Annotated in this window: 23 protein-coding genes; 15 read left to right on the top strand and 8 right to left on the bottom strand. The window is 67.2% G+C overall.

All coding sequences use genetic code 11. The features are described from left to right. Positions 1-68: 68 nt before the first annotated feature. The 3 genes from ACQCSZ_RS01365 to ACQCSZ_RS01355 all read left to right on the top strand — a co-directional run bounded on the left by ACQCSZ_RS01365 (position 69) and on the right by ACQCSZ_RS01355 (position 2,864). Positions 69-503: a VOC family protein gene (locus tag ACQCSZ_RS01365; RefSeq protein ID WP_427006363.1), complete on the top strand. Its 435-nt coding sequence runs from the start codon at positions 69-71 to the stop codon at positions 501-503. 5 nt (positions 504-508) lie between these two features. Further along, positions 509-1,150, top strand: coding sequence for a winged helix-turn-helix transcriptional regulator (locus ACQCSZ_RS01360; protein ID WP_427006362.1), 642 nt, complete (start codon positions 509-511; stop codon positions 1,148-1,150). Between the two features lie 292 nt (positions 1,151-1,442). Continuing rightward, positions 1,443-2,864 carry a GTPase gene (locus ACQCSZ_RS01355; RefSeq protein WP_427006361.1) on the top strand — a complete coding sequence of 474 codons (1,422 nt, stop codon included), beginning with the start codon at positions 1,443-1,445 and terminating at the stop codon, positions 2,862-2,864. 11 nt (positions 2,865-2,875) lie between these two features. Here ACQCSZ_RS01355 and ACQCSZ_RS01350 read toward each other — a convergent pair whose 3' ends face one another. Then, positions 2,876-3,406 carry an RNA polymerase sigma factor gene (locus tag ACQCSZ_RS01350; RefSeq protein ID WP_427006360.1) on the bottom strand — a complete coding sequence of 177 codons (531 nt, stop codon included), beginning with the start codon at positions 3,404-3,406 and terminating at the stop codon, positions 2,876-2,878. A gap of 121 nt (positions 3,407-3,527) precedes the next feature. On the opposite strand from ACQCSZ_RS01350, the gene ACQCSZ_RS01345 reads away from it, so the two are divergent. The 3 genes from ACQCSZ_RS01345 to ACQCSZ_RS01335 all read left to right on the top strand — a co-directional run bounded on the left by ACQCSZ_RS01345 (position 3,528) and on the right by ACQCSZ_RS01335 (position 7,677). Further along, the gene (locus ACQCSZ_RS01345) at positions 3,528-3,917 is read left to right on the top strand and encodes a hypothetical protein (protein ID WP_427006359.1); all 390 of its coding nucleotides are present in this window, start codon (positions 3,528-3,530) and stop codon (positions 3,915-3,917) included. Further along, positions 3,901-5,730 carry a hypothetical protein gene (locus ACQCSZ_RS01340; RefSeq protein ID WP_427006358.1) on the top strand — a complete coding sequence of 610 codons (1,830 nt, stop codon included), beginning with the start codon at positions 3,901-3,903 and terminating at the stop codon, positions 5,728-5,730. Before ACQCSZ_RS01345 ends, ACQCSZ_RS01340 begins: the two co-directional genes overlap by 17 nt. A 129-nt stretch (positions 5,731-5,859) precedes the next feature. Further along, positions 5,860-7,677: an Hsp70 family protein gene (locus ACQCSZ_RS01335; RefSeq protein WP_427006357.1), complete on the top strand. Its 1,818-nt coding sequence runs from the start codon at positions 5,860-5,862 to the stop codon at positions 7,675-7,677. A 41-nt stretch (positions 7,678-7,718) separates the two neighbouring features. Here the strand turns inward: ACQCSZ_RS01335 and ACQCSZ_RS01330 are convergent, their stop codons facing one another. Next, positions 7,719-8,768: a S1C family serine protease gene (locus tag ACQCSZ_RS01330; RefSeq protein WP_427006356.1), complete on the bottom strand. Its 1,050-nt coding sequence runs from the start codon at positions 8,766-8,768 to the stop codon at positions 7,719-7,721. A gap of 475 nt (positions 8,769-9,243) precedes the next feature. On the opposite strand from ACQCSZ_RS01330, the gene ACQCSZ_RS01325 reads away from it, so the two are divergent. From ACQCSZ_RS01325 to ACQCSZ_RS01305, 5 genes are all read left to right on the top strand, one after another. Beyond that, on the top strand, positions 9,244-9,528 hold the full coding sequence (locus tag ACQCSZ_RS01325) for a hypothetical protein (RefSeq protein WP_427006355.1): 285 nt from the start codon (positions 9,244-9,246) through the stop codon (positions 9,526-9,528). 119 nt (positions 9,529-9,647) lie between these two features. Beyond that, the gene (locus ACQCSZ_RS01320) at positions 9,648-10,385 is read left to right on the top strand and encodes a helix-turn-helix domain-containing protein (protein ID WP_427006354.1); all 738 of its coding nucleotides are present in this window, start codon (positions 9,648-9,650) and stop codon (positions 10,383-10,385) included. Further along, entirely contained in the window at positions 10,378-11,229 is an 852-nt protein-coding gene (locus tag ACQCSZ_RS01315; protein WP_427006353.1) for a hypothetical protein, read from the top strand. Before ACQCSZ_RS01320 ends, ACQCSZ_RS01315 begins: the two co-directional genes overlap by 8 nt. Before the next feature lie 197 nt (positions 11,230-11,426). Then, a complete protein-coding gene (locus ACQCSZ_RS01310; RefSeq protein WP_427006352.1) occupies positions 11,427-12,533 on the top strand; it encodes an LCP family protein in 1,107 nt (368 codons plus the stop codon). After that, positions 12,499-13,146 carry a low molecular weight phosphatase family protein gene (locus ACQCSZ_RS01305; protein WP_427006351.1) on the top strand — a complete coding sequence of 216 codons (648 nt, stop codon included), beginning with the start codon at positions 12,499-12,501 and terminating at the stop codon, positions 13,144-13,146. Before ACQCSZ_RS01310 ends, ACQCSZ_RS01305 begins: the two co-directional genes overlap by 35 nt. A gap of 39 nt (positions 13,147-13,185) precedes the next feature. Here ACQCSZ_RS01305 and ACQCSZ_RS01300 read toward each other — a convergent pair whose 3' ends face one another. The 5 genes from ACQCSZ_RS01300 to ACQCSZ_RS01280 all read right to left on the bottom strand — a co-directional run bounded on the left by ACQCSZ_RS01300 (position 13,186) and on the right by ACQCSZ_RS01280 (position 18,154). Next, on the bottom strand, positions 13,186-13,920 hold the full coding sequence (locus tag ACQCSZ_RS01300) for a DUF4386 domain-containing protein (RefSeq protein WP_427006350.1): 735 nt from the start codon (positions 13,918-13,920) through the stop codon (positions 13,186-13,188). A gap of 466 nt (positions 13,921-14,386) precedes the next feature. Continuing rightward, a complete protein-coding gene (locus ACQCSZ_RS01295; RefSeq protein WP_427006349.1) occupies positions 14,387-14,806 on the bottom strand; it encodes an SRPBCC domain-containing protein in 420 nt (139 codons plus the stop codon). Positions 14,807-14,896: 90 nt separating this feature from the next. Beyond that, positions 14,897-16,426 carry a CHAD domain-containing protein gene (locus ACQCSZ_RS01290; RefSeq protein WP_427006348.1) on the bottom strand — a complete coding sequence of 510 codons (1,530 nt, stop codon included), beginning with the start codon at positions 16,424-16,426 and terminating at the stop codon, positions 14,897-14,899. Between the two features lie 5 nt (positions 16,427-16,431). Continuing rightward, the gene (locus ACQCSZ_RS01285; RefSeq protein ID WP_427006347.1) at positions 16,432-16,698 is read right to left on the bottom strand and encodes a hypothetical protein; all 267 of its coding nucleotides are present in this window, start codon (positions 16,696-16,698) and stop codon (positions 16,432-16,434) included. Positions 16,699-16,966: 268 nt separating this feature from the next. Next, positions 16,967-18,154, bottom strand: coding sequence for a carboxylate-amine ligase (locus ACQCSZ_RS01280; RefSeq protein ID WP_427006346.1), 1,188 nt, complete (start codon positions 18,152-18,154; stop codon positions 16,967-16,969). Between the two features lie 128 nt (positions 18,155-18,282). Between ACQCSZ_RS01280 and ppk2 the strand changes: the two genes are divergently transcribed. Both ppk2 and ACQCSZ_RS01270 read left to right on the top strand, forming a co-directional pair. Continuing rightward, entirely contained in the window at positions 18,283-19,218 is a 936-nt protein-coding gene (gene ppk2 / locus ACQCSZ_RS01275) for a polyphosphate kinase 2 (RefSeq protein ID WP_427006345.1), read from the top strand. A gap of 248 nt (positions 19,219-19,466) precedes the next feature. Next, positions 19,467-20,552 (top strand): LCP family protein, encoded by a 1,086-nt coding sequence (locus tag ACQCSZ_RS01270; RefSeq protein WP_427006344.1) that lies wholly within the window; start codon positions 19,467-19,469, stop codon positions 20,550-20,552. A gap of 40 nt (positions 20,553-20,592) precedes the next feature. On the opposite strand, the gene ACQCSZ_RS01265 is transcribed toward ACQCSZ_RS01270, so the two are convergent. Then, positions 20,593-20,976, bottom strand: a complete 384-nt coding sequence (locus ACQCSZ_RS01265; protein ID WP_427006343.1) for a hypothetical protein — start codon at positions 20,974-20,976, stop codon at positions 20,593-20,595. A 288-nt stretch (positions 20,977-21,264) separates the two neighbouring features. Between ACQCSZ_RS01265 and ACQCSZ_RS01260 the strand changes: the two genes are divergently transcribed. Both ACQCSZ_RS01260 and ACQCSZ_RS01255 read left to right on the top strand, forming a co-directional pair. Continuing rightward, a complete protein-coding gene (locus ACQCSZ_RS01260) occupies positions 21,265-23,481 on the top strand; it encodes a S9 family peptidase (RefSeq protein WP_427006342.1) in 2,217 nt (738 codons plus the stop codon). A 290-nt stretch (positions 23,482-23,771) separates the two neighbouring features. Beyond that, positions 23,772-24,971, top strand: a complete 1,200-nt coding sequence (locus ACQCSZ_RS01255) for an NAD(P)/FAD-dependent oxidoreductase (protein ID WP_427006341.1) — start codon at positions 23,772-23,774, stop codon at positions 24,969-24,971. Positions 24,972-25,330: the final 359 nt, after the last annotated feature.

Below are 25,330 nucleotides of genomic sequence, written 5' to 3'. Positions count from 1 at the left end.
TTGACGCAGCACTTGTTTTTTGCAAGCGTGGATTCCGTCACCTACGGACCTAAGAGAGTGAGACCCCGATGACCGCGATGTTCGTCAACCTGCCAGTGACCGACTTGGACCGCGCGAAGGCGTTTTACACGGCGATTGGATTCACCATCAACCCGCTCTTCACCGATCACAACGCGGCCTGCGTCGTCGTCGAGGAGGACCACAGCTACTTCATGCTCCTGGTGCGCGACTTCTTCCAGACCTTCACCGACCGGCCGATCGGAGACCCGGCCGCGGCCGTGTCGGTGGCGACCGCCATCTTCCTTGAAAGCCGGGAGGCGGTCGACGTGGCCCTCGCCGACGGCATCGCCGCGGGCGGCTCGGAGGAGCACCCCGCCACGGACCTCGGCTTCATGTACCAGCGTCAGCTCACCGATCCCGACGGCAACGTCCTCGAGTTCGGCTACATGGACCCGGCCGCCGCAGAGCAGGGTCCCGAGGCCTTCGTAAACCAGCAGGCCTGAGGTCGATGGCCGCACGCGAGTATGGGCAGTACTGCGGCATCACGCGGGCCCTGGAGCTCGTGGGCGAACGCTGGGCCCTGCTCATCGTCCGCGACCTGCTCGTCGGGCCGCGCCGCTACGGAGAGCTCGCCGCGGGGCTCCCCCGGATCCCGAGCAACATCCTGGCGGCGCGGCTCAAGGAGCTGCAGGCGGCCGGGGTCATCCGCCGGGTGCCGCACTCGCGCGTCGTCGTCTACGAGCTGACGCCTTACGGCCGCGAACTCGAGCCGGTCGTGCTCGCGCTCGGCGTGTGGGGCTTCAAGGCGATGGGCGATCCGCGGCAGGAGCAGATCATCACCCCCGACTCGATGACCATCTCCCTCCGCACCGCCTTCCGGCCGCAGGTGGCGGCGGACCTGCCCGCGACCGCCTACGCGGCGCGCTTCGGTCCCGCCGGGCTGCTCATCCGGGTGGACGGCCCCACCCTGGACGTGACGCGCGGGGACGGACCGGCCGACCTCGCCTTTGCCGCGGGTCCGGGCATCCGCCGGATCATCTCAGGCGAGCTCGCCCCGGATCGCGCGATCGCGACCGGCGTCATCGAGGTGCTGCGCGGGCGCGGCGACCTCCTCGACCGCTTCGCGAGCACGTTCCACCTCGCCGCCTGACCCGAGCCAAGAAGGCACGGCCACTCGCGACCGCAGCGGAGGGCACGACCGGGAAACCGGACACAGAAGCAGGGGTGCGCACAGAGTGTGCGCACCCCTGCTTCTGCTGCCCGTGGTCCGGTTGGTTCCGGTCAGAAGTTGATAGCGTCCCCAACACCGTCGTCCCAAACTCCTTCATAGGGGTCTAGGTCCCTGCCGAAAGTTCCTCAAAAATATTTCGGATTCCCGGGAACATTCCCGCCCCCGGCAGCATCAAACAAGCATGGAGTTCCGTCCGAAAGGAGGACTGACAATGGACGCTCTTCCTACAGGCTCTCCGAGGCTTCGCTCCAGCGCGGAGCAACTGTTGGACGAAATCGCGCCGCTGCTCGGGCTGTCGGGAGCACAAACGGTGGAAGAGGCCAGGCGTGCGCTCGCGACGCCGGCCCTCATTGCCGTGGCCGGCCGGGTGAACACGGGCAAGTCGACTCTGGTCAACAGCCTGATCAGCGCCAAGCTAGCGCCGACGTCAGCCCAGGAGGCCACCGCCTTACTGACGTATTACGTCTACGGCTCACCCTCTCGCGCTGAAGCCGCCCTGGGTTCCGGCCAGGTGGTTCCCATTCCGGTTACCGGGTCCGGGCCCGCCCTCGGGAACATCCGGCCGGAGACCGTCGATTTCCTGCGGGTCTATGTGCAGGCCGCCGCCCTGGAAAACAGCACGATCCTCGATACGCCCGGACTGGAGTCTGCGGTGACAGGCAACTCCGCCAGAACCGCGTCAGGGATGCTGGAAGAGCGGGAGTCATCAGTGGATCCGGATGTGTTGCTGTACCTCATCCGGGACGCCTTCCGCCCGGACGACGAGGAGTTCATTGCCGCGTTCAGGGCACGGCAGGGTGCCGGCCCGGACCGTCCAGTCATCGGACTGGTAGCCCATGCCGACAATTTCGGCGCCGGCCCGTGGCACACCGCTGACCCTATTGATGAAGCGCGCAAAGCCGCGGCCGACCTCGCCAAGCGCATGCCCCAACTGACCGCAGTCCTTGCGGTCTCGGGGCTACTCGCCGAAACAGCCAGAACCGGGGCCTTGCGGGAGCAGGATGTACGCAGTCTTCGCGTTCTTCGGGGCGTGGACGATGTGCACCTGCAGTTCAGGGACCAGCTTGGGCCGCCCCCGGGAGCACGCCTGGAGGACCTTCAAAGGCTCACCGGGCTGATCGGCTCCTACGGGCTCAGATTCGGGCGGGAACACTGCGACGGTGCCGGGACGCTGACGGAATGGCTGCTGGACCGCTCAGGTCTGGGCCGCCTCGAGCGCGTTCTGCACGAGGAAGTAACCGGGCCGAGCGAATGTGCCCGCGTCGATAAAATGCTGACAATGCTCCTGGCGGCCGGCCGCTCCCAATCCTGGCCGGCCGAAGCGCGGCACCTGATCGAATCGGCACGGCATGCACCTGCTTTCCACCGGTTGCACGAAGAAGAGGCACTGGCCCTGCTGCGGGGCTCCGCCCCGGACCACGCGTTGGTTCCCGTTCTGGAGGGGCTGCGGCAGGCGGACTGGCGCCCGCCGGCCATCGGCCCGGCAGTGCCCGAAAAAAACGGCTACCTGGAGCTGGCATCGCATTACCAGGCGATGGCTGGCACGGCATCGACCGGCGCCGAGGCCCGGGCCGCCCGGGTAATAGCCCGGTCGCTGCTCATCCGCTCCGGCACCGGCAGGACTCCGGCATGAGGCGCCCGGGATCAGGGAGTGCCCGAGCTGAGGGCCTCCTCGAAGGCGTGCCGGGCACGGTTGATTCTGGTCTTCACCGTGGCCACGGGCACGCCCTGGTATTCCGCGACCTGGGCATAGGTAAAATCGCACAGCTCCCGGAGCACGAGGGCCACCCGGAGGTCTTCGGGAAGGAACTTCAGTGTCTGCTGCACCAGGTCGGCGGCCGCGAGTTGCTCAGCGAAGTCCCGTTCAGGCGCGAAATTCTCGGGGATCTCGACGTCGGTGGCCCGCCGCGCGCGGATGACGGCCAACGCGGCGTTGGCCGCGATCCGGTATATCCACGTCCCGAAGCTGGAATCCCGGCGGAACCGCCCGATGCCACGCCAGGCAGCGAGCAGCGTGTCCTGGAGGGCGTCTTCGGCGTCGTAGGTGTTCCCGGTGACCCGCAGGCAGACGGACCAAATCATCGTCCGGTGCTGCGTCACCAAAGACTCGAAGGCGTGGGCGTCTCCGCCGATGGCCCTGTCTATGAGGAGCACTTGGCCCCCGTCTGCGTCCATAGTTCCCCCATATGGGTTCAGGTCGCAGTGCCCCCCGCACTAGCCGATAGTAGGGCCACTCTAGACCTGTCCGAAATGTTCAACCACCCCTACCCCAGAGAAATCTGAAATGAGCGACGAAATGCCTGAAATATCATTCAAGGAAATGCTGGTTGTTCCCGAGGGCCCGCCGGAATCCGTCTGGGAACGGGCCTTGGACGCTGCCTTCGCCAGTACCGAACAGGACGCCGTCCCGGACGACGAACCCCCGGATTCTGCCGGGCCAGGCAAGCTGCATGATCCGGGCGCGGACTTCCTGCAAACAGACGACGACGCCGGCGACTCCCACCCAACCATGCACGACGACAGCTCTGCGGGCGCTGCCTGGGATGACGGGAACGGGGTTCCCCACGCCGGCCACGATGACGGGGACGGACTCCCGGATGGCGGCCACGAATTTCCGGACGGCAGCGACGGATTTCCGGGCGGCAGTGACGGACTGACAGGCGGCGGCGATGACGTCGGATACTGAACCGCAGCAGCATTCCGCGTTGAGCGCGGCCAGGGCCGTGCTCAGCACATCCACCCGTCTGCTCCGGACCGCAGGCTATTCGGACGCTGCCGACCGCATCATCCGTCAAGCCACCGGCGCCACCGGAACTCCCGTCGTCGTATTTCTCGGGGAAAGCGGGAGAGGCAAATCCTCCCTGGTCAACCTGCTGGCCCCGGACCTGCACGGCGCCTTTTCGGGCTCCGACGGACAAGGACAGGCTCTGTACCGATTGGTGATCCCGGCGAAGGAGGACAACCCCGATGCCGGGGCCGTCTGGGTCTACCCCGATGGCTCACGTTCGGCGCCGGACCCGGAGGCGGCCGATCCCATTGGCGTTGAGCTGGAAACACGCGGCGGGTTACTGGGTGACGTGATTCTGCTCGATGCGCCCAGCGCGGGAGGCCTGGCGGCGCCCCAGTCGCTCTTAAATCTGAAGATCCTTGACGCGGCCTCCGCTGCGGTCTTTATCACCGACGCCGGTGCGCTGCTCTCGAGTGCCGAGATCGCCTATTTGGAGCAATGTTCCGCCCAAGTGGAATCGGTGGGCGTGGTCGTCACCAAAACGGATTTGTACCCGGCCTCCTGGCAGGACGTTGTGGCAGGAAATGAGGCCCTGATTAAGGCCCGTATTCCCCGGCTGGCCGAGTCATTTGTCATCGGCGTTTCGTCTGTCATCGCCAATGCGGCCAGCCCTTTGACGGATCCGCCGATGCGCGACGGCTTGCTGGACGCCTCCGGGCTCCCGCGGTTGGTTCAGGCCCTGAAGCGGGACCTCGCCCGCGCCGGCACCGCCCCCACAGCCAATGCCCTCCGCATGGCCCGCACCGCCCTGGACGCAGGCCGGCAGACCCGGTTCACCCAATTGGCCATTGCCGAGGCTCCCGCCGAAGCACGGGCGGGGATCATGGCCCAGAGGAAGCGGCTGTCCGAACTGAAAGACCAACAGCAGCGATGGACTTTGGATCTGGAACGGGACCTCGGGGACCTGCGTGCCGGGGTGATGCGCAAAGCAGTCTCAGCGCTTGACAGCTGGGCCGCCCAATGGCGAAGCCGCGTCCAGTCCACGCCAAGTCTGCGGATGGGAAAGATGGCGCAACAGCTCACGAGTGACATCTTCGCTGAACTCCTGGTGCTCCGCGCCGACCTCCTCGACGACGCCGAGGAACAGCTTGGCGAGCTGATGCATGGGTTGTTCCGCGACATTCCGCTCCCCGCGGTACTGAATGAGCTCCTGGGTGCCGGGGAGCGGCCCGCGGACACTCCCCATATGGGCAGCGAAAAGAGCCACACCGGATTTGACCCCACAGTTGCCATGTCCGTGGTCGTGGGATCCAACATGGGAAGGGCGGTCGCCGCTCTTGTTAGTAGCAGCGCGCTGACCGGTGGCGTTGTGCTGACCGGTGCCGCCGCCCTCCCAGTTGTCATTCCGGTTGCGGTGGTGGGGGCGGGCGGATGGTTTGCCGTCAACCGGTTCTTCCGCCAGAACATGCTGGAGAAGAACCGTCTCCAGACGGAAATCCCCAGACTGGCCCAGGCAGAGCGTGCGGTCATCACGGATTATCTGGACTCCCGTCTCCGCCACCTGAAACCTGAGATAGTCGTGGCTTACCGTGCCCAGCTGCAGGATTCCCTGGCCGGTTTACAGCAATTGATCCAGGAGAGCCAAGCCCAGGAGCAACTCTCCGCCCAGGCATCCCTACAGCGGATCGAAGCGCTCAAACACGAGGTGGCCCTGCTCGACAAACAACTGGCGGACATCGACGCGAGCCTGGCGAACCTCAGGCGCCCCTGACGGAATTCCTCGCCCTCCGGACCGTTGGAGCCATACACAGAGGGCTGCGCCCGGCCGACGTTCAGGTGTACAAAGATGGAACCATCTGAAACACCAACACACCTGAACCGGGTGAAGAGCGGATCCACAATGGAGAGAATCCCCTGGCGCTTGGCCATCGACTTTGGCACGTCGAATTCCGCTGCCGCCGTCGCGCAGGACGACGGCGGCCCGCATGCCCTGCGGTTGGGAGCCCGCGCGGACGCCATCCCTTCCTCTGTGGCTGCCTACAACGGCGAAATCCTCACTGGTGACGCAGCCCTTCAAATCTCGGGCATCTACCCAGCTGCCTTCGAACCAACGCCCAAGCGACGCCTGGGCGAGGAGGCAGTGGTGCTGGGCGGCGTCATCTGCGACCCCGTGGACCTTGTCGCGGCGGTGTTGGAATTCATCATGGGCCAAGCCACCCGGTTCGTGGGCGGCGGGTCACCGGCCCAGGTGGTTCTGACCCATCCGGAGGCCTGGGACGAATATCTGAAGGCACGACTGCGTGCGGCCGCCCTCAAAGCGGGCATACCGGAGGAGAGCATCGTCCTGATACCGGAGCCGGTGGCGGCTGGATGGCATTACGCGGCTGGCTCCGATATGGACCCTGGAACTCACGTGGCCGTCCTGGACTTCGGCGGCGGCACCTGCGACGCCGCCGTGCTGGAACTTGCGCAGACGCCGGACGGACCTGCTTTCCACGTCGTCGCGGCAGACGGAATCGATCCCTTGGGCGGGCACGACTTTGATGCCCAGCTGGAGACCTGGGTTTACTCGCAGCTCGCCGCTGACGGCAAGGACGAACTTCTCGACGGCCTGAAAGCGGAACATTCCGGCGCCGACAGGGCTCATCTGCGGGACCAGATCCGCGAGGCCAAACACGCCCTGAGCTTCCATGCCTCGGCCCCCATCGGCGTACGTTCAGGGCAGCACGAGTGGGTCTGCACGGTGACGCGCGCCGAGTTTGAGCAACTGATTGAACCGCAGCTGTCCCGGGCCGTGGACCTGGTCCAGCAGGTCATCCAGGAGGCGCTGCCTTCGGCCGAACAACTGCGCAAGGTATATCTCACGGGCGGATCCAGCCACATACCGGCCCTCCAGGCCAAGCTCAGCGAGATCCTGCCGATGAAGCTGGGGCTGATGGGCGATCCGAAGCAAGTCACGTGTATCGGAGCGCTGGAGGCACCGCCAGCCGCCGGGCGCATCGCGGACAGCAACGTCCCCGGGCTCCAGACAAAGGCACCGGCCCCGGAGCCCGCCGACAAGCAGGGCGCCAGCAAGCAGCCCGCCGACAAGCAGGGCGCCAGCCGAGGCAGGCGTTCCGGGATGCTCGTTGCAGGCGGGGTCGCTGCCTCGGTGGCTCTCCTTGCTGCAGTGTTCGCGCTGGCTTCCGGCGGGACACCGCAGCCGCCGTCGTCGTCGTCGTCAGCGGGATCCGTTGAGACAGCCGTGCGGCAGTGCGGCGGCAAGGAACGGCCGGACCTGCGGGAGGGCGAGTGCAACCTGCTGAACAACGTCAACAGCATCGGACGGGTGTCCCCTGACAGCTGCGTCCCCAAGAAGGACCTGGACGGAGCCAGCTACGGACTTACTTGTGACCCGAACGCCAACAGCAACTTCAGCTCCACCGAACGGCCGGCGGTGTACGTCTACGGCTACCCGTCCGTCGAGTCACTCAAAGCTTCGTTCGACGGCCTCATCCAGCGATTCAAGGCTGCCCCACGATCCGCGACGAAGCCTCCCGGATGGGAGACCTGGCACCTGGCCGGCGACACGACGCAGGCGCCCAGGGGCCGCGTCCTCAGCGCGTCGGAGGAGGGCATGAATTACCTGATCTGGACTGAGGAAGCGCCGCTCATGGAGATCTGGGCGGCCTCCCAGGACGCGGACGTCGCGAAGCTCTATGCATGGTGGAACAAGTAAGCCCCTTGGCGGGGACGGCCTTCCGCCGAGGGGCGGGGGTGTTAAGGCTTGCCAGGCACGACGAACTCCGTATGGAGCTTTTGGTCGAAATGGGCGGCGTCTGCGAGGAGATTGATTCCATCAACCTCGGCAGTGGAGCCCGGAAGTATGGACCCCACAATGGCGCACATCTCATCGATGGTAGCAATGGAGGTATTCTGTAACCTGGTCAGCAGCATGCCCGTCTTGATCCCTGCCTTGCTGGCTCCCGAGCCGGGGGTGACGGCCTTGACGTAGAGACCACCCTTAACTCCCGCGCCCGCCAGCAGGGCGTCGAGGGCAGGACCCCTGGTGCTGTCCAAAGCCGCGAAGTATCCGGGGTAATACTCTTCGACTGCCCATCCCATGTTGTTCGGGGAATCACCCTTGAGCAGCTTGGCGACGACCTCGCTCTTGGCCGAATCGCTCGATATCGAGTAGAACTGGCCCTGCGCCGGTTGACTCTGCGAGCCGAAGTAGGTCAGGGCGTTGATCCCCACGAGACGGCCATGGTGATCCAGCAAGGGACCACCGGAGTTTCCGGGGTTCACGGTGGCGCCGTGCTGGATGGTGTCCTTATATTCCGGCAACCCCGCTCCCCGCGCAGGCACCTTTATCGCGTTTACCAGTCCCGAGGTGATCAGCATTTTCTGCTCCGATTGGCTGGCGGTGCTCGGGTAGCCCAGGACCGTAACAGTATCTCCTGGCTTGACGTCAGCCGAGCTGCCGAAGATGAGGGCCTCCGCCTGCTTTGGCAGATCGGTCGAGAAGTGGACGACTGCAAGATCGGTGCACGGATCCGACCCAATCACGTGAAGGGCCGCCTTCTCGCCCGTGTTGAAGCGGCCGGAGATCGCCGAGAGACCCTCCACCACGTGCGCCGTGGTGACGCCCATCGCGCCTTCCTTGTCCACCAGAAAGCCGGTGCCAAATCCTATGAAATCGTCGGGCCGGCGTCCTTCGATCGAGAACACGGACCGTTCGCCGAGTGCGTACAGCTGCTGGGGGGTGGACTCGGCCGGATGCTGCTCGCCTGAAGGCAGCGGGTCAGCCGCCGCGAGACCGCCCTCCATATGATGCGAGACCCCGGCAGAACCTCCTGATGCGCTGGCTGACGCTGAGGCTGATGCTGAGGCTGATGGGCCCGGCGCGTTGCCTGGCTGGCACCCGGTGACTAGCAACGCCACGGCCCCAAACGCCGCAGCATACTTCGGAAGCGCCCGACCGTGCATGCATGGTTCCATGATTTCCTCCTGGAGACCGCTAGTTGGCGATGACTCATTATCACGTATCCGGCCCGCGACACAATAGGGCGCCAAGGCCCTGATGTAGCGCCCGCTCTGGCCCAAGGAAAACCCAAGGGCCGGCGGATAGCGCCTGGAGGATCGTCGGCAGCTAGGTCATCCCGGACTTTCCAGTCCGGAAGCTGCACGAAACCAGGGGGACCGGCATGTCGAATCTTTTGGAAGTGGACCACGCAGCACCACCGGAGCCGGGCACGCCCGAGCCGCCCGAGCGGCAGGGCCGCGGCGCCGCCGTCGGGCCTTATTGTTCGGCATCCTGGCGCTGGTGCTCATGGTCCCCGGGTCGGTTGGGGCCTACCTTTACTCGCTGGCGCACGTCTACGATTCCCAGACCGTCACGCTCCAGGACGCGTTCCCACCGGAGGCCGTCCGCATCCAGGCGCCGGAGGTCCCCGCCGGCGAAGCCAAAGCCATGAACATCCTGGTGCTGGGCAGCGACAGCCGCGACACATCGGCCGGGGCGGGGGCCAAGGCGGCGGAGTACAGGTACAGGCCGTGGTTCAGGTGCAGGTTGTCGGATCGGCCGTGATCGCGCCGCTGGCCTCGGGGGCGATGATGACAGCTCAGGCCAGACCCCCGGAGCGCACGCGCGAGGATCACCAATCCCATCCTTTGCATATATGCAATTTCTTGCCTAACGTTGCGTATATGCAAAACATCGTTCAGGAGGCCATCCGGCACTCCGGGTACAGCCGCAGTGAGCTCGCCCGCCGCGCGGGGGTATCCACCTCGACCGTGACCCGGATTGAGAAGGGCGCCTCAGATCCGACCCTGGGCATGGTCACCCGGATCCTCGCGGCGGCAGGGCTGCAGCTGCCAGCAGCGACCGAGCCGCTGTGCGATCCGGAGGCGCTGCGGGCCGCACGGTCCATCATCGGCGGCGTCACTGCCACTGCCCCGGATCACTCCGGCATGGCCGGCACCCTCATGCGCTGGGCGAGCCCGGATGGTTCCCCGCAGCCGCGCAAGCTGGCGCGTGAGGCCGGCGCCGCCGCCCCGCCACGGTTCCGGCCCGGTGTCACCCAGGCAACCTCCGACTGGAACTTCCTGCGGATCTGCTCGACCGTGTCCGCGACCCGCAAGGGCTGGGCCGTGAGTGGAGCCCCGGCCGCGACCCGGATAGGAGCCACAGAGGTGCCGGGCGGCCCGATCATCCTATACGTCGAGGAACCCCGCAGGGTCGCCACCCTGATCAACCGTCCCGGTGCGGCCGCGGCCGACATCATCGTGCTGCCCTTCGACGGACACAGTGAGGCAGGTGCCTGGAACGATGAAGGTGTCATCTGGGCGGATCCGATACAAATCATCCTGGACTGCTACGGCATGGCCGAGACCGCGGCACAGGCCGTTGAACTCACAAAAGACTGGGAGCCGGTCAATGACTGAGCCACCACGCTGGGGCGTAGGCTCCAACCAGTACAAGAAGCGACGGGGCCGCCCCCGCCTCAACGAACCCGCCCCTGACCTGCTGAACACTGCCGCGAAGGACCGGGAGCGGGAACTCGGCTTCGCATGGGACTCCGCCGCAATTCCCTGGCACTTGATGCCGGACATGGAAGTCCCCCGCGCTGTGGCCCGCTTCGAGGGTCAACTAGCCGGCCATGTCTGGGACGCCGCCGCGCTCGAAGGCAACCCATATACGCTCCCCGAGGTGCAGACTCTCCTGGAAGGCGTCACGGTCGGCGGCCACCGCCTCGATGACGAGCGGCAGGTCCTGGCCCTCGCCGCATCCACCCGGATGCTTCACGACATGGTCCAGGCCGGCAGCTTCGAGCCCGTAAAAGAGGTTTCCGACCGGCTGCACGGCGTCGTGGCGCCTCACGAAGCGATCGAGGCCGGGCACTTCCGCGGCGAAGGATCCGTCCGCGGTGGAGGAACGGTTAATCTCGGGGAAGCCGGAACGTTTTATGCGACCGGCTGCGAAGATGGCGGGGAAGCGCTCAGGGACGAATACGACCGAGGCAGGGCTTACCTTTCGACGCTCCAGAACCCAGTGGAGCGGGCCGTGGCGTACTTCTGCTTCGGCACCCGGCACCAGTTCTACTTCGACGGCAACAAACGCACCTCCCGGCTGATGATGAACGGCATCCTGATGGGCTCGGGGCACGATGCGATTTCGATCCCGTTCAGCCGGCGGCTCGAATTCAACCAGCACCTCATCGCGCTGTACGCGGATGCAAATGCCACCCCGCTGATGGAGTTCATCATCGACTGCCGTCCGCCGGGCTGACCCTGTCCTTGCCGACCCCGCCGCCTGACCCCACGAACCAACGAAAATGCCCACCAGCGGTCCCGCCGGCGGAGAGCGCCGTCATCGTCGGCCAAAGGAAAACCCAAGTTCCCCCGGATAGCGTCTGGAGGATCGTCGGCAGCTAGGTCATCCCGGGCTTTCCAGTTCGGAAGCTGCACGAAACCAGGGGGACCGGCATGTCGAATCTTTTGGAAGTGGACCACGCAGCACCACCGGAGCCGGGCACGCCCGAGCGGCAGGGCCGCGGCGGGACCGCCCGCCTGAAGCGCCGCCGTCGGGCCTTATTGTTCGGCATCCTGGCGCTGGTGCTCATGGTCCCCGGGTCGGTTGGGGCCTACCTGTACACGCTGGCGCACGTCTACGATTCCCAGACCGTCACGCTCCAGGATGCGTTTCCGCCGGAGGCCGTCCGCATCCAGGCACCGGAGGTCCCCGCCGGCGTAGCCACGGCCCTGAACATCCTGGTGCTGGGCAGCGACAGCCGCGACGCATCGGCCGGGGCGGGGGCCAAGGCGGCGGCCGGGACCGCCTCCAACCAGCGCTCGGACACCCTGATGCTGGTCCATATCCCCGCCGACCGCTCGCAGATCTACAGCATCTCGCTGATGCGGGACCTCTGGGTCACCATCCCGGACCATGGCGAGGCCAAGATCAACGCCGCACTGGCCTACGGCGGTGTGCCGCTGGTGGTCCAGACCGTGGAGTCCCTGCTCCAGCAGCGGATCGACCAGGTGGTCAGCATCGACTTCGCCGGATTCAAGGCACTCGTCGACGCCCTGGGCGGGGTCAAGGTGGATGTCAAGGTGCCGTTCACCGCCGTCAGGGCCACCAGCAGCTACGTCTTCAAGGAGGGGCCGAACACCCTGAACGGGGCCAAGGCGCTGGCCTTTGTGCGCGAACGCTACGCTTTCGCCGACGGCGACTACCAGCGGGTCCGCAACCAGCAACTGCTCCTGAAGGCCGTCATGGCCAAGACCTTCGACACAGGCGCCCTCCGAAACCCGGCCACGCTGCAGAAGGTGCTCAGCTCGGTGTCCCCCTATCTGAGCGTTGCGCCGGCACTGGACCCCGTGGAGGCCGGCCGCCTGGCCTTCAGCCTCCGGGATGTCCAGAGCCAGGATGCCGTCGCGTTCACGCTGCCCACCGCCGGAATCGGCACCTCCGCGGACGGCCAGTCCATCGTCCTGCCGGACTGGGCTGCCATCGAGGAGATCAAGGCTGCGCTGAGCGGGGATAGACTGGGCGACTATGCCGCAGCCAAGAGCCTCGGAAACGGAAACTAGGGGCGACGCCACGTCGTTGCCCATCCGGATCCTCACCGTCTGCACCGGCAACATCTGCCGCTCCCCCGTCGCCGAGCGCCTGCTCCAGGCCGGGCTCGACCAGGTGACGCCGGGCGCCTTCCGCGTGCGCAGCGCCGGGACCCGCGCCATGGTGGGCGAACCGGCCCAGCCGGGCTCCGCCAGGATCATCACCGCCTATGGCGGAACGGCCGAAGGCTTTGCGGCCCGCCAGCTGACTCCGGCGATCCTGCGCGACACCGATCTGGTGCTGGCGATGGCCGCCCGGCACCGCGGCGAGGTACTGCAGCTGGATCCGTCCCTGCTCCGGCGGACCTTCACCATCCGTGAATTTGCCCGGATGCTGGACGCCCTGGAGGAGCGGGAGGCGGGGCAGCGGGACTCGACGCCGTCGTCCGCGGCTGATCTGGGTGCCTTGTGGCGGGGACTTCCCGCGCGGGCCGCGTCCGTCCGGCACCTGGCGCTCGCCGCGGAGCCTCGCGACAACGACGTCGTCGACCCCTACCGCCGCGGCGAGAACGTGTACCTGCAGATGGAGGATGAGCTGGCGCCGGCCCTCCTCACCATCCTGCGGTTCGCCCGCCTGCACGGCTGACAATCCCCCGGCCGGTCAACTCCCGGCACACTGCGGCAGTCAGCCGGCGGCGCCGCGCCGGCCGGACGGCGCCACGCCGTCGGGCATTCCGGCGGTGAGGGGAGAGGCCCGGAAGCCCTTGACGATGAGGTAGATGCCCAGCGACGCCTCCCAGAGGAACTCCGGGACCGTGAAGATTCCCGACCACACCGAGACCTGGTCATAGAGTCCGAACAGCACCGCGATCCCGGAAGCAAAGACGAGGGGGCCGCCGATGAGCCCCAGCAACGCCATGGGCCGCGGCACGAGGCCGGACCGGTACATCAGGTATCCCAGCAGCAGCCCGTTCCCGAAACCGGCAAGCAGCCCGGGCCCCAGCAGGAAAGTCGAGCCGTGCAACGCGACCAGCGCGTGGCCCGCGGCGAGGAGCGGTGCGGCATCTGCGCCCGGACCTGCGGCGAAGTCCTGCCGCAAGGTGACCACCGAAAGGACGCTGAGGATTCCGACGGCGATGATGGTGGACTCGACGATGCGGGAAGCGACATAGCCCAGGGCGATGCCTTCGCTTTGCCGCCTGAGGATGGGAAACAGCACGACGGCGGTGCCGATGTTGGCGGCGGCCACGACGATCTCCAGGAACGCGCCCAAGGCCACCTGCGTGTCGGCGCCGGGCCCGAGGATGTAGTTGGGGTCGTTCAGCAGAGGGCCGTAGAGAAGGGCCCCGGGGATCGAGAAAACGATGGTGATGATGAACAGCACGCCGGTAATGAGCGCGGTCTTCCTGGTGAAGTTCACGTCGAGTCCTCCGGTGACGAGTCGACGACCGGAGCCGACGCAGATGGATCACGGTTTGGAAGTCACCGGTCCCGTGACGCTCCACCGCCCGAACGGGCCGCTGGTGTGGCTGTGCTGAGTAATTCCCGTGGCCCTGCCCCGGATTCTTTCGAGCGTACGCGCATCCCCCTCACAAAGAGAGGCCTGAGGTACGGCCCACCCGCTATTCCTCCGATCCCACCCCGATGCCGACCGGCCTCGAGGGCCACTACTTCGCCACGCGCCTCCACGGGCGGCTGGTGGCCGGGGCGTCGAGGACCCGCCACATTGGAGTGTCAATTTCGCCGTCCGCCGGGGGCACTTTGACACGGACTCGCCGCATTCCGGCGCGAAATCGCCGGTTACGGGCCTCAAAGTAGCCCCGGACGGCGCCGCCGGCCTGGTCGCCAGCCTGAGGGCGCGGGCCATGCGGCGGCAGCGGTCAATGTCAGCCGATGAGTTCGGCGCGTTCCTTGACGGCGTTGACGTAGCCGGTGCAGTCCTGTCCCATGTCCGGCACAGCCCTCCCGATCAGTCCGATCAGGGGGCCGCTGAAGTCCTCCCGCACCCGCAGGTGGGTCTTTCCTCCCTGCGGTGAAAGGGTGAACGTCCGCACGCCCGTGAACAAGCTCAGGGGCAGGCCGCCGGTCCAGGTCATCACCTCGCCGGGGATCTGCCGGACACGCAGGCGGAAGGTCCGGTTTCCGCCGGTCCGGGTCCGGATTCTGATGGTGCCGCCGTTGCGCACCTGTCCGTCGATGCGGGTGATGCCGGAGGCCCAGACGGTGAAGTTGCCGGCATCGGTGATGATGTCCCACACGGTGGACGACCGGGCGTAGATCATTGCCTCTGCCTCAAAGGATTTCATAGCCGAAGAGTACCGAGCGCAGTTGACGACCTTGGTTGAACTTCGGGCGGCGCGGGTGAACATCACACATACGGTCCGTGAAGTGGCAGGTCAGTGGCGCAGCCGGATGTCCAGCGCTTTTTTCTTGACGGCTTTGCGGTAGCGGGCTTCGGTGTCGCGGGCGATGCGCTCTTCGATCTCCAGCAGCCCGGCGTAGCTGCGGGCGGTGTCGGGGGGCAGGTCCGGCCCGGCGGCGAGGCGGGCCAGGAGGGACCGGGCCATGACGCTGTCCTGATGGTCGCCGAGGATTTCCTGCAGCCGCCGGGCGGATTTTGCCAGTCTGCGGGCGCGTTTTCCGTGGATGCCGGCGACGGATTCGCCGGCATGCCTGAGCCGTTTGGCGTCTTTGCGGACCTGGTGCAGGGCGGCGTCCCGCAAAGCCCCGGCCGGGGCCCGCGCCGCGGCTTTGCGGGCGCGGGCCAGGCGTCTGGCTGATTTGTCAACCAGTCCGGCTGTCACCTTGCGGGCGGGCCGGGACGCCAGGTGCGTGGCGGGCGGGTGGTCGCGGAAGTCTTCGAGGCTGTCCAGAAGCCGGTAGTACCGGCCCGTCCCGAGCGCCGTGATGACCTTTTGGTAGCCGGCGTCGTAGGCGGCGCCGAGCTCGTGGTCGAGCGGCCCGGGGAGCGACCCGGAGCTGCCCTCCTTCGGCAGCTCGCCGAGATGTTGGCGGAGGCGTTCGCGCATGACTTCGGCGTCACGTGCGCCGCCCAGGATCCGTGCCAGCCATTTCAGTTCGTCGCCAAGTTTTTTGACCCGGGACGCGTCGAAAAGCTTGCGGTAGGTTGCCAGGGCGGAGCGCATCCGGCGGGTCGCGGATCGCATCTGGTGAACGGCGTCCGGGGTCTCCTGCCGCACTCCCGGGTCATGCGTGAACAGTTCCGTGATCCGCTCATCCAGGTAGGCGGTCACGACGTCGGCTGCCGGTCCCTTCTTCCGCGGCTTCCGCGGCGGTCCCGTGCCGGTGCCGCGTTCGGGCGGCCAGCCGCCACCGATCGCCCGTGCCAGCTTGGAGGCATGGCCGGAGCGGCGGGCCCCGGTGCGGGTGAGGGTCTCTTGGGCGGCCGCGAAGAAGCGTTCCGCGCCGTGGACGAGTTCGATCTCCCATTCACGCCAGTGCTGCTCCGCCTGTGCCGGGTGCAAGGTTTCGGCGTCGACCTGGTCGTCGGCGAAGTCGGCCAGGTGCTCGCCTCCCGGTGCGTACAGCCGGTATGTGGTGCGCTGCGTGGTCAGACGTGCGACGGGCATGAGGTCTTCGCCGCGGGTGTACACGTGCAGGTGGTCTTTCAGCTCCTCCGGCACGGTGTCTGGCCGGCCCAGCGGCGCTTGGATTTCCTGGCGCCGATCCTCTCCGGCGGGGAGTTTGAGGTGCCATCCGTGGTCGGCTCCGCCGGTGCGACGCCGGAGGGTGATCCGGCGTGCGGCGAGGGCCAGGGTGGGGGTGTCGAAGTAGACGGCCTCAAGATGATCCGACACCGGTTCCGCGACCCGTTCGACGCCCGGGATGTCCGACAGCGCCGGCAGCGGGGTGGAGGTGTCGGCGTCGTATTTTTGCTCGTTTTCAACCTGCCCGGGGGATGCCATGGCTGTCAGGTATCCGCCCCGGTTGCGCCTTCAAGCGTCGAGGAGGCGAAGATTGCGGCGGCGACGTCCTCGCGGAGGTAGTACTGGCGGCGTTCCTGGGGTATCAGGCTGCCGCGGACTACGTAGTAGCCGCGGCCTTCACCGGGTCCGCCCGCTGCACGGTCAATAGCGTCCAGGATGCCCCGGTCCAGGGACTGGTCCGGGCCGCGCTGCCGGAGCACGACCAGGTCCTCCGGGAGCAGCGAATCGATGAGCCCTTGAATGTCAGTCATTCTCCGCTTCCTTGCCGGCACCGCTGAACGTGGTGTGGTTTCCCCCGCGGGCGAGTCCGGGGGTGCCTGGGCCGGTTGCGTCCTCCCCGATTCTAGGGGCAGGCCCCCGGCATGCAACAGGCCTTGTTTTCGTGCAGGACGGGAGGTAGAGGGCTGCGAGAACAGGCCGCCTCGGAGCGCGAACGTACACTTGGGGCCCCGAATTCGCTGATTTCGGGGCCCCAAATGTCCGTTCGCTCATGGCTGCAGGTGGCGACAGGCGCGGGCGTCAGCCGGCGATGGCGGCTAAATCGCCGCTTGGGATGGCGGTTTCTGCGTCCCAGGTAAGGAGCCGGTCCCCGAGGTCGTCGTCGGCGGGTTCCTGATGGGTCAGGGCGGTGGCGTGGGCGACGACGTCGGCAAGTCTGCCGCTTCGTTCGAAGGCCTCCCGCTGCCGGGTGGCCCCCGTGCCGTGGCTGAGGATCCGTTGCAGGGACTCCGCGGCGTAGGCTCCGTCCCCGGACTCCGCCAGGGCGTCGCCGACGTGGTCGTGGAGTGCGGTGAGGACATTTCGTGCGGTGTCCGGCCTGTGCGTTACCGGGTGGAGCAGCTCCCCGTGCATGCCGAACCGGCTGGCCCGCCAGGCACCCTGGCGCAGGACGGTTGCGGGAACCATGTCCGGCGGCTGTCCGGCTTCCCACTCCCGTGCCGCGGTCTCCACCAGAGCCCGCACCAACGCGGCGATCAGGGCGGCGTCCCGGGCATCCAGGCAAACATCGGATACCCGGACCTCGACGGTAGGGTGCCGGGCGGACAAGCGCGCGTCAAAATCCGGGCTGGAGACGACCCCGGTGGCCGAGAGGTCCGCCACCAATGAGTGATATGCCCGTGCCGATCCGAAGACCTCCGCCGGCCCGGCAGAGGACCACCGGTTCCAGGCCTGGGTGCGGAAACTGGCGTAGCCGCTCTCCGTGCCGTTCCAGAACGGTGAATTCGAGCTCAAGGCAATAAGCGGCGGCAGCCAGGCCCTGATCCGGTCCAGGACCGCGACTCCTTCCTCATCCGAGCCGACTGAAACGTGAACGTGGAATCCGCAGGTCAGCTGCTCCCGGGCAGTCATGGCAAACTTTTCGATCAGCGCGTCGTAACGGTCGTTGCGGGTGTGACGTGGTGCGACCGGCACCGGGGACGTGGCGAGGGCAGCGATCCGTCCACCCGCCTTCCGGGCCAGCGCGTCGGCATAGGTGCGGCCAGCCCTTATCTCGGCGGCGAGGCCGCTCAGAGTGCTGTGCGGGCGGGTGATGACTTCAAGCTGTTCCTGCTGCAGCTCGACTGCCAGAACCGGGAGCGGAGAAGGGCGGTTCACTACCGGCCGGCCGGGGTCATGGAGGCGCAGCAGCTCTGCCGCCAAGGGCAGGGCGCTGCCGTTGTAGGGATCCACGATCAGAAATTCTTCCTCGACACCAAAAGTACGCACATGATAAGTGTGGGCCACGAAAGCACCGGCGACGGACCACAGGCGACACCGACACCCGCCCAGCCGTCGCTGTTAGACTGCGGTCGATGGTTCGGCGAGGATTCGGCGAGGCCGGAAGGAGGCCCGGGATGACCCAGACGGGGAGGCCGTGGTCGCCTAAGGACCAGTGGTGGGTCCGGGAGAATCTGCGGGAGTCCATTGACCATCTGGTCGAGCTGGGATACACGGTGCGCGGAGGTCAGGGTGAAGACCCGGAGCTCGTCAATCCCGGGGGCTCGGCGGTGGAGACGTGGCGGGAGGGCTACCCGTACGACGAACGGATGTCCCGCGAGGACTACGAGCTGGAGAAGTACCGGCTGCAGGTCGAGCTGCTGAAGTTCCAGTACTGGGGCCAGGACCACGGCCTCAGGCAGGTCATCGTCTTCGAGGGCCGCGACGCGGCCGGCAAAGGCGGGACGATCAAACGCTTCACCGAGCACCTGAACCCCCGCTCGGCCCGGGCCGTGGCGTTGGGCACGCCGTCCGACCGTGAACATGGCCAGTGGTACTTCCAGCGCTACATCCAGCATTTGCCCACGGCCGGGGAGATCGTGATGTTCGACCGCTCCTGGTACAACCGGGCCAACGTGGAGCGCGTCATGGGCTTCTGCACGGACGAGGAATACCGGATCTTCATGGGGCAGGCACCGGAGTTCGAGAAGATGCTGGTGGACTCCGGGATCCACCTGACCAAGTTCTGGTTCTCGGTGACCCGCCACGAGCAGCGTACCCGCTTCGCGATCCGGCAGATCGATCCGGTGCGGCGCTGGAAGCTCTCGCCCATGGACCTGGCCTCCCTGGACCGGTGGGCGGACTACACGGAAGCCAAGGAAGCGACGTTCCTGCGCACCGACACGGACCACGCGCCCTGGATCACCATCAAGTCCAATGACAAGAAGCGGGGGCGGATCAACGCCATGCGCTTCTTCCTCAACCAGTTCGATTATGGGGACAAGGACACCTCGGTGGTCTACGAGCCGGACCCGCTGATCGTCCGTCGCGGCCGCGACGCCGCCGGCGACTGAGGTGCTTGAAGACCGGGCTGCGGTCCAACGGCAGGAGTCGCTTCCCGAGGTCGCGAGAGCGCTCAAAGTCTTCGAGGATTCTATGGCGTCGGAGCCGGAAGCAACGATCTTCCATGTCTCCTCCTCGGAGCCCTGGACGGGCTGAAGCCCACCAGGGCGTGACCTGCGTACCGCGGTGCCGGCGGCGCGTCCCCGCATAGGGCCCTGCGCCTCTGTGCTGCGCACTCCCGCGGTGATAGCGTCCGCTCATGGGAGACCCTGCGGACCCGTCCGCGTCTGGACAGCCGGCGCCGGCGCCCGGGAACGGACGACGACGGCGGACCCTGGTGGCTGCGATCGCGGCGGTCCTGCTGGTGCTCGCCGTCGTCGTCGCCGCGTACGTCCTCGGGCGGCCGAAAACCGAAACCGCCGCTCCGGCCGGAACCGCCCCGCCGGCTGAAACCGCCGCTCCGGCGGCAACCCCCACACCCACGCCCACCGGATCGCCGGAACCTCCCGCCGTCGCGCTTAACATCCTGCTGGTGGGCAGCGACAGCCGGGGCAATTTCCGCGAGGAGGAGGCCAAGGCGGCGGCCGGCGGCTTCGCCGACCAGCGGTCGGACGCCCTGGTGCTGCTCCACCTCCCCGCGGACCGGCAGAAGGCCTACGGCATTTCGATCATGCGGGACCTCTGGGTGGACATCCCCGGCCGCGGGGCGTCGAAGATCAATGACGCCCTCAGCTTCGGCGGGATGCCGCTGGTGGTGCGGACCGTGGAAGCCCTGCTCGGTGCCCACATCGACCACACCGTCATGATGGACTTCGCGGGCTTCAAGGGACTCACCGACGCGCTCGGCGGGATCGAGGTGGACGTCAAGCGCCCGTTCACCTCCACGCATGACTCGAAGCACGACTTTCCGGCTGGCGTGAACCAGCTCAACGGCGCCGCCGCGCTGGAATTCGTCCGCGAACGGAAGGCCTTCCGCGACGGTGATTTCCAGCGAGTGCGCAACCAGCAGAGCTTCCTGCGCTCCGTGCTGGCCAAGGCGGTCAAGGACGGCGCCCTGACCAGCCGGGACTCTGTACGCCAACTGGTCAGCACGGTGCTGCCGTATGTGTGGCTCGATCCCGGCTTCACCGCGCAGAACCTCGAAAGCCTGGGCCTCAGCCTGCGCAGCATGGGTCCGGAAAACGCCGTGTTCTTCACGCTCCCCACGGCCGGGACGGGCACGAGCCGGGACGGTCAATCGATCGTGCTGCCGGACGCGGCAGCGATCGCGGCCGTGGCCGGCGCGCTGCGCGAAAACCGGCTCGGCGAGTACGTGGCGGCCAACCGGCTGCAGGGCGGCAACTGAGGCCAACGGCCGGGTCCCCAGGCGGCTGGCTGCCGCCGTCCTAGGCTGCCAGCCCCAGGGCCTCCCGTGCGCGAACTGCCGCCCGGGCGCGCGCTGCCGACCGGGACCCAGCCCGAATTCGGCCCGGAGTTCCGGCACCAACCGGGGCCCCGGCGTCGGCCCCGGCTCCGGCGTCGAAAGCGTCGGCGTCGAAAGCGTCGGCGTCGAAAGCGTCGGCGGGAGCCACGATGCTGAGCCGGCACTCCGACTGCATCGGATCAATGGCGGCGGGCAGGTGGTGGGAATCCGAGCAGGCCTGCAGCTGCTCCATGGCGGCCGGTTCCACGCGGGCGTGGCTTACATCCACCACCAGGCGCAGGCCTTCCCGCAGGTGGTTGGCCCGCTTCACGACTACATACAGGGCCTGGAGGCTTCTCGCCGTCACGTGCCCCTGGGCTGACACCTCTGCCTGTCCGCAATCTAGGTCGAGCCGGACAAGAACTCTCAGCTTGTCGTTCAAATGCTTCCCCTGTTCGTGCATTTCGTAACCGGCCGCGACGCTGCGACCGCACCCCAGCCTAGGGAGGGGATGTGACGCACGCAACAGTTGGCGTCATATCGGAAAACCATGCGTTATGAACGGCACTGACTGTTGAAGGACCCGCCAGACTGCTGTAGAGGCCGGTAGCGAACGCGGGCCGCGCGCCGCGGAATAGCTTTATATATTGGGTCCATGACCCAGACTCCTACGCAGCCTTCCCCGCAGCCTCCCGTCGCCCGGAAGGTTCCCACCGTACGCACCCACCACGGCGACTCCTTTGAGGACAACTACGAGTGGCTCCGCGACAAGGAATCCGCGGACGTAGTGGAGCTGCTGAAGGCCGAAAACACCTACCAGGAAGCGGTGACCGCCCACCAGGAACCCCTGCGCGAGGCGATCTTCCAGGAAATCAAGGGCCGCACCCAGGAGACGGACCTCTCCGTGCCCAGCCGCAAGGACGGCTGGTGGTACTACACGCGCTCGGTGGAGGGCAAGGAATACGGCATCCACTGCCGCGTCCAGGCCCGGGACACCGGCGACCGCGTCGCGGACTGGACTCCCCCCGCCGTCGAGGTCGGCGTCGGAATCCCCGGCGAGGACGTCCTGCTGGACGGCAACGTCGAGGCCGAGGGCAAGCCGTTCTTCGCCGTCGGCGGCTCCGCGGTGACCCTCGACGGGACCCTCTACGCCTACGCCGTGGACAACGCCGGCGACGAGCGCTTCACCCTGCGGATCAAGGATCTGCGGACCGGCGGAATGCTTCCCGACGTGATCGAGAACGTCTTCTACGGCGTCTCCTTCTCCCCCGACGGCACCCGGATCTTCTACACCGTGGTGGACGATGCCTGGCGCCCCCACCAGGTGAAGTCGCATGTGCTGGGCACGCCCGTCACCGAGGATGAGGTGATTTACCAGGAGGACGACGTCGCCCTGTGGCTGGGCTTCGAGCTCTCCGCCGACCGGCGCCACCTCGTGCTGAGCATCGGCTGCTCCGAATTTTCCGAGACCCGGCTGCTGCGCTTCGACGCGCCCGACGCCGGGCTGGCCACCGTGATTTCCCGCGAGGAACGCATCCTGTACGACGCCGAGCCGTTCCTCCTGGCCGGCGCCTCCGGAGAAACGGCCGAGCGGATCCTGCTGACCCACAACAAGGACGCCATCAACTCCATGGTCTCGCTCGTGGATCCGGCCGAACTCGCCAAACCGGTCGCCGAGCAGCACTGGAGCACCGTCGTCGCGCATTCCGACGACGTCCGTGTCAACGGCGCCGGCGTCACCTCCACGCACCTGGTGGTCTCGGTCCGCAAGGACACGATCGAACGGGTGCAGGTCCTGGCGCTGGCCGGGCTGGGCACACCGGAACAGGGCGCCCCCGTGGAGCCGGCCTTCGACGAGGAGTTGTACACGGCCGGCGTCGGGGGTTCCGATTACGAGGCCCCCGTGATCCGGATCGGCTACACCTCCTACTTCACGCCGTCCCGGGTGTACGACTTCGTGCTGCCCGCGGGGGACATGCCCAGCGGCGAACTGCTGTTGCGCAAGGAAAGCCCCGTGCTGGGCGGCTACTCGCCGTCGGACTATGTGGCCACGCGGGAATGGGCGACGGCGGCGGACGGGACCCGGATCCCGCTCTCCGTACTGCGGCACGCCTCCGTGGCGCGCGACGCCACGGCGGCCGGCCTCGTCTACGGCTACGGATCGTACGAGCTGAGCATGGATCCGGGCTTCGGCATCCCCCGGCTCTCGCTGCTGGACCGCGGCGTCGTTTTCGTGATCGCCCACATCCGCGGCGGCGGGGAACTAGGCCGGCATTGGTACGACAACGGCAAGAAGCTGCACAAGAAGAACACGTTCACGGACTTCATCGCGGCCACCGACTGGCTGGCTGACTCGGGATGGGTTTCGCCGTCGCGGATCGCCGCGATGGGCGGTTCCGCGGGCGGCCTGCTGGTGGGCGCCGTCGCCAACCTCGCGCCGGAAAAGTACGCGGCGATCGTGGCCGCGGTGCCGTTCGTGGACGCCCTGACCACCATCCTGGACCCCGAGCTGCCGCTCTCCGCGCTGGAGTGGGAGGAATGGGGCAACCCGATCACGGACCCCGAGGTGTACGCGTACATGAAGTCGTACACGCCGTATGAGAACGTCCGGGCCGTTGCCTACCCGAAGATCGCCGCCGTCACCTCGTTCAATGACACGCGGGTGCTGTACGTGGAGCCGGCCAAATGGGTGCAGCGACTGCGCGAACTGACCACCGGCAGCGAGCCGATCGTGATGAAGATCGAGATGGACGGCGGCCATGGCGGCGCCTCGGGCCGGTACGTGCAGTGGAAGGAGCGGGCCTGGGACTACGCGTTCGTCGCCGATTCCCTGGGCGCCACCGAACTGCTTCCCGGCGCCGGCCTGAAGTAGCCTCGAACCCCGCATCGATTGCTCCGCAGCGGCCCTTTTGAGTCCCCATACGGGCCGCTACGGAGCACTCGATGCGGGTGTGGGGCGGGGTGCGGCGCGGGGCGCAGCGCGGGGCGCAGGTGGTGGCCCAAAACGCTCAACACGCTTACCATTGAGGCCCGGCCTGCTGGTCGCCAAACCACCGCGGGGCCGCCCGAGCCAAGGAGCACACATGTCGCTGAGCAAGGGAACACCTGCGGAATGGAACACGCCCCCGGGTCCCGCCCTCCTGGCTGAGATGAAGTAACGCCATGGCCGGGCAGCACCACGAGGTCCTCATCATCGGTGGCGGCAGCGCCGGGATTTCCCTGGCGGCGCGCCTCCAGCGCTACGGTGTCAGGGACGTGGCCGTGGTGGAGCCCAAGGACCACCACCTCTATCAGCCCTTGTTCTCCCACATCGCCGGAGGGCGGGCGAAGGCGTCCGAGGCCGTCCGGACGCAGGCCTCGGTCCTCCCCCGCGGCGTGGAATGGATCTGGGACAGCGCAGTGGGCATCGACCCGGCGGGCAATACGGTGTCGCTGGCCTCCGGCGCACGGGTGGGGTTCGGCCATCTGGTGGTCTGCCCCGGCCTGCAGCTGGACTGGGACCTCATTCCCGGTCTGGCCGAGGCCGTGCATTCCCCCTTCGGTGCGTCCCACTATGAATTCAGCCTGGCGCCCAAGGCCTGGACGCTGCTCAGCGGGCTGAAGGCCGGCACAGTGGTCTTCACCATGCCCTCCGGCCCCATCAAATGCGGGGGCGCCGCCCAGAAACCCATGTACCTTGCCTGCGATTACTGGCGGGAGCAGGGGGTTCTGGACGACATCCGGGTGGTCATGGTGCAGCCCTACCCCACGGTGTACGGGGTCCCGGGCATCGATGAAGAGCTGAACCGCAAGATCGCCGAGTACGGCATCGAACTGCGCTGCAACAGCGAACTCATCTCGGTGGACGCCGCGGGACAAACAGCGCTGATCCGGGACAACACCACCGGCACCACCGACGAGCTGCGGTACGACGTGCTCAATGCAGTCCCGCCGCAGTCGGCCCCGGACTGGCTCAAGGCCACTGACCTGCCGGCACCGGGCGACGCCGGAGGGTTCGTGGAGGTGGACCCGCAAACCCTCCGGCACGTGCGTTTTCCGAACATCTGGTCCCTCGGGGATGCCGCGGGTACCACCAACTCCAAGTCCGGGGGCGCCCTGCGCAAACAGACCCCGGTGCTGGCCAAAAACCTGGTTGCGGCCCAGGACGGGAAACCGGTGACGGAGAAGTACAACGGGTACTCCGTGTGCCCGTTCACGGTGTCCCGCTCCACGGTCGTGTTCGCCGAGTTCGACGACCAGTACCGGCCCATGCCCACCATCCCGAAGGTGCCCACCTGGAAAGAGAGCCGGGCATCCTGGGTGGTGGACCGCGACCTCTTCCCCCAGGTCTACTGGAACCTGATCCTCAAGGGCCGGGCTTAGGGTTTCCCGCCGGCGCATGGGAGCCCGGCGGCTCCGCCCGGCGCCCGATTGCCGGCCTCAGTACCCGGGGCTGGTCTCGCCGCGCCCCGCCGGGCCCCGTTTGCCCTTCCCGCGGGCATCCGATTGACGAATATGGCCGCAATGAAGTCGTCATTGCGGCCATCTTCGTCAGATCGCCGGTGACTGAGCCCATGGTCGGAGATTGAGCCCGTCGAAACCGCCGCGGATTAGGGCCTGGTCTCGCCACCGACACCGGATTGCCGGATATGGCCGCCAAGAAGGACCCGATTGCGGCCATTTCCGTCATATGGCCGGAGTGAGAGCACGCCGCCGGTGTGGAATAGCCTCGAAACCCCATC

Origin of the sequence: Pseudarthrobacter sp. H2, from assembly GCF_050157045.1 — a bacterium.
In the GTDB taxonomy this organism is placed as follows: domain Bacteria; phylum Actinomycetota; class Actinomycetes; order Actinomycetales; family Micrococcaceae; genus Arthrobacter.
Note: the sequence above shows the minus strand (reverse complement) of the source record. Positions and strands in the feature narration are given on the sequence as shown.

Bases quoted from the DNA above. Each gene is read 5' to 3' on its own strand.
- ACQCSZ_RS01255 (WP_427006341.1), top strand. From the start codon at position 23,772: ATGGCCGGGCAGCACCACGAGGTCCTCATCATCGGTGGCGGCAGCGCC.
- ACQCSZ_RS01350 (WP_427006360.1), bottom strand. From the start codon at position 3,406: ATGGACGCAGACGGGGGCCAAGTGCTCCTCATAGACAGGGCCATCGGC.
- ACQCSZ_RS01320 (WP_427006354.1), top strand. From the start codon at position 9,648: ATGCAAAACATCGTTCAGGAGGCCATCCGGCACTCCGGGTACAGCCGC.
- ACQCSZ_RS01270 (WP_427006344.1), top strand. From the start codon at position 19,467: ATGGGAGACCCTGCGGACCCGTCCGCGTCTGGACAGCCGGCGCCGGCG.
- ACQCSZ_RS01360 (WP_427006362.1), top strand. From the start codon at position 509: ATGGCCGCACGCGAGTATGGGCAGTACTGCGGCATCACGCGGGCCCTG.
- ACQCSZ_RS01355 (WP_427006361.1), top strand. From the start codon at position 1,443: ATGGACGCTCTTCCTACAGGCTCTCCGAGGCTTCGCTCCAGCGCGGAG.
- ACQCSZ_RS01295 (WP_427006349.1), bottom strand. From the start codon at position 14,806: ATGAAATCCTTTGAGGCAGAGGCAATGATCTACGCCCGGTCGTCCACC.
- ACQCSZ_RS01305 (WP_427006351.1), top strand. From the start codon at position 12,499: ATGCCGCAGCCAAGAGCCTCGGAAACGGAAACTAGGGGCGACGCCACG.
- ppk2 (WP_427006345.1), top strand. From the start codon at position 18,283: ATGACCCAGACGGGGAGGCCGTGGTCGCCTAAGGACCAGTGGTGGGTC.
- ACQCSZ_RS01365 (WP_427006363.1), top strand. From the start codon at position 69: ATGACCGCGATGTTCGTCAACCTGCCAGTGACCGACTTGGACCGCGCG.
- ACQCSZ_RS01335 (WP_427006357.1), top strand. From the start codon at position 5,860: ATGGAGAGAATCCCCTGGCGCTTGGCCATCGACTTTGGCACGTCGAAT.
- ACQCSZ_RS01340 (WP_427006358.1), top strand. From the start codon at position 3,901: ATGACGTCGGATACTGAACCGCAGCAGCATTCCGCGTTGAGCGCGGCC.
- ACQCSZ_RS01285 (WP_427006347.1), bottom strand. From the start codon at position 16,698: ATGACTGACATTCAAGGGCTCATCGATTCGCTGCTCCCGGAGGACCTG.
- ACQCSZ_RS01330 (WP_427006356.1), bottom strand. From the start codon at position 8,768: ATGGAGGGCGGTCTCGCGGCGGCTGACCCGCTGCCTTCAGGCGAGCAG.
- ACQCSZ_RS01310 (WP_427006352.1), top strand. From the start codon at position 11,427: ATGTCGAATCTTTTGGAAGTGGACCACGCAGCACCACCGGAGCCGGGC.
- ACQCSZ_RS01290 (WP_427006348.1), bottom strand. From the start codon at position 16,426: ATGGCATCCCCCGGGCAGGTTGAAAACGAGCAAAAATACGACGCCGAC.
- ACQCSZ_RS01260 (WP_427006342.1), top strand. From the start codon at position 21,265: ATGACCCAGACTCCTACGCAGCCTTCCCCGCAGCCTCCCGTCGCCCGG.
- ACQCSZ_RS01345 (WP_427006359.1), top strand. From the start codon at position 3,528: ATGCCTGAAATATCATTCAAGGAAATGCTGGTTGTTCCCGAGGGCCCG.
- ACQCSZ_RS01315 (WP_427006353.1), top strand. From the start codon at position 10,378: ATGACTGAGCCACCACGCTGGGGCGTAGGCTCCAACCAGTACAAGAAG.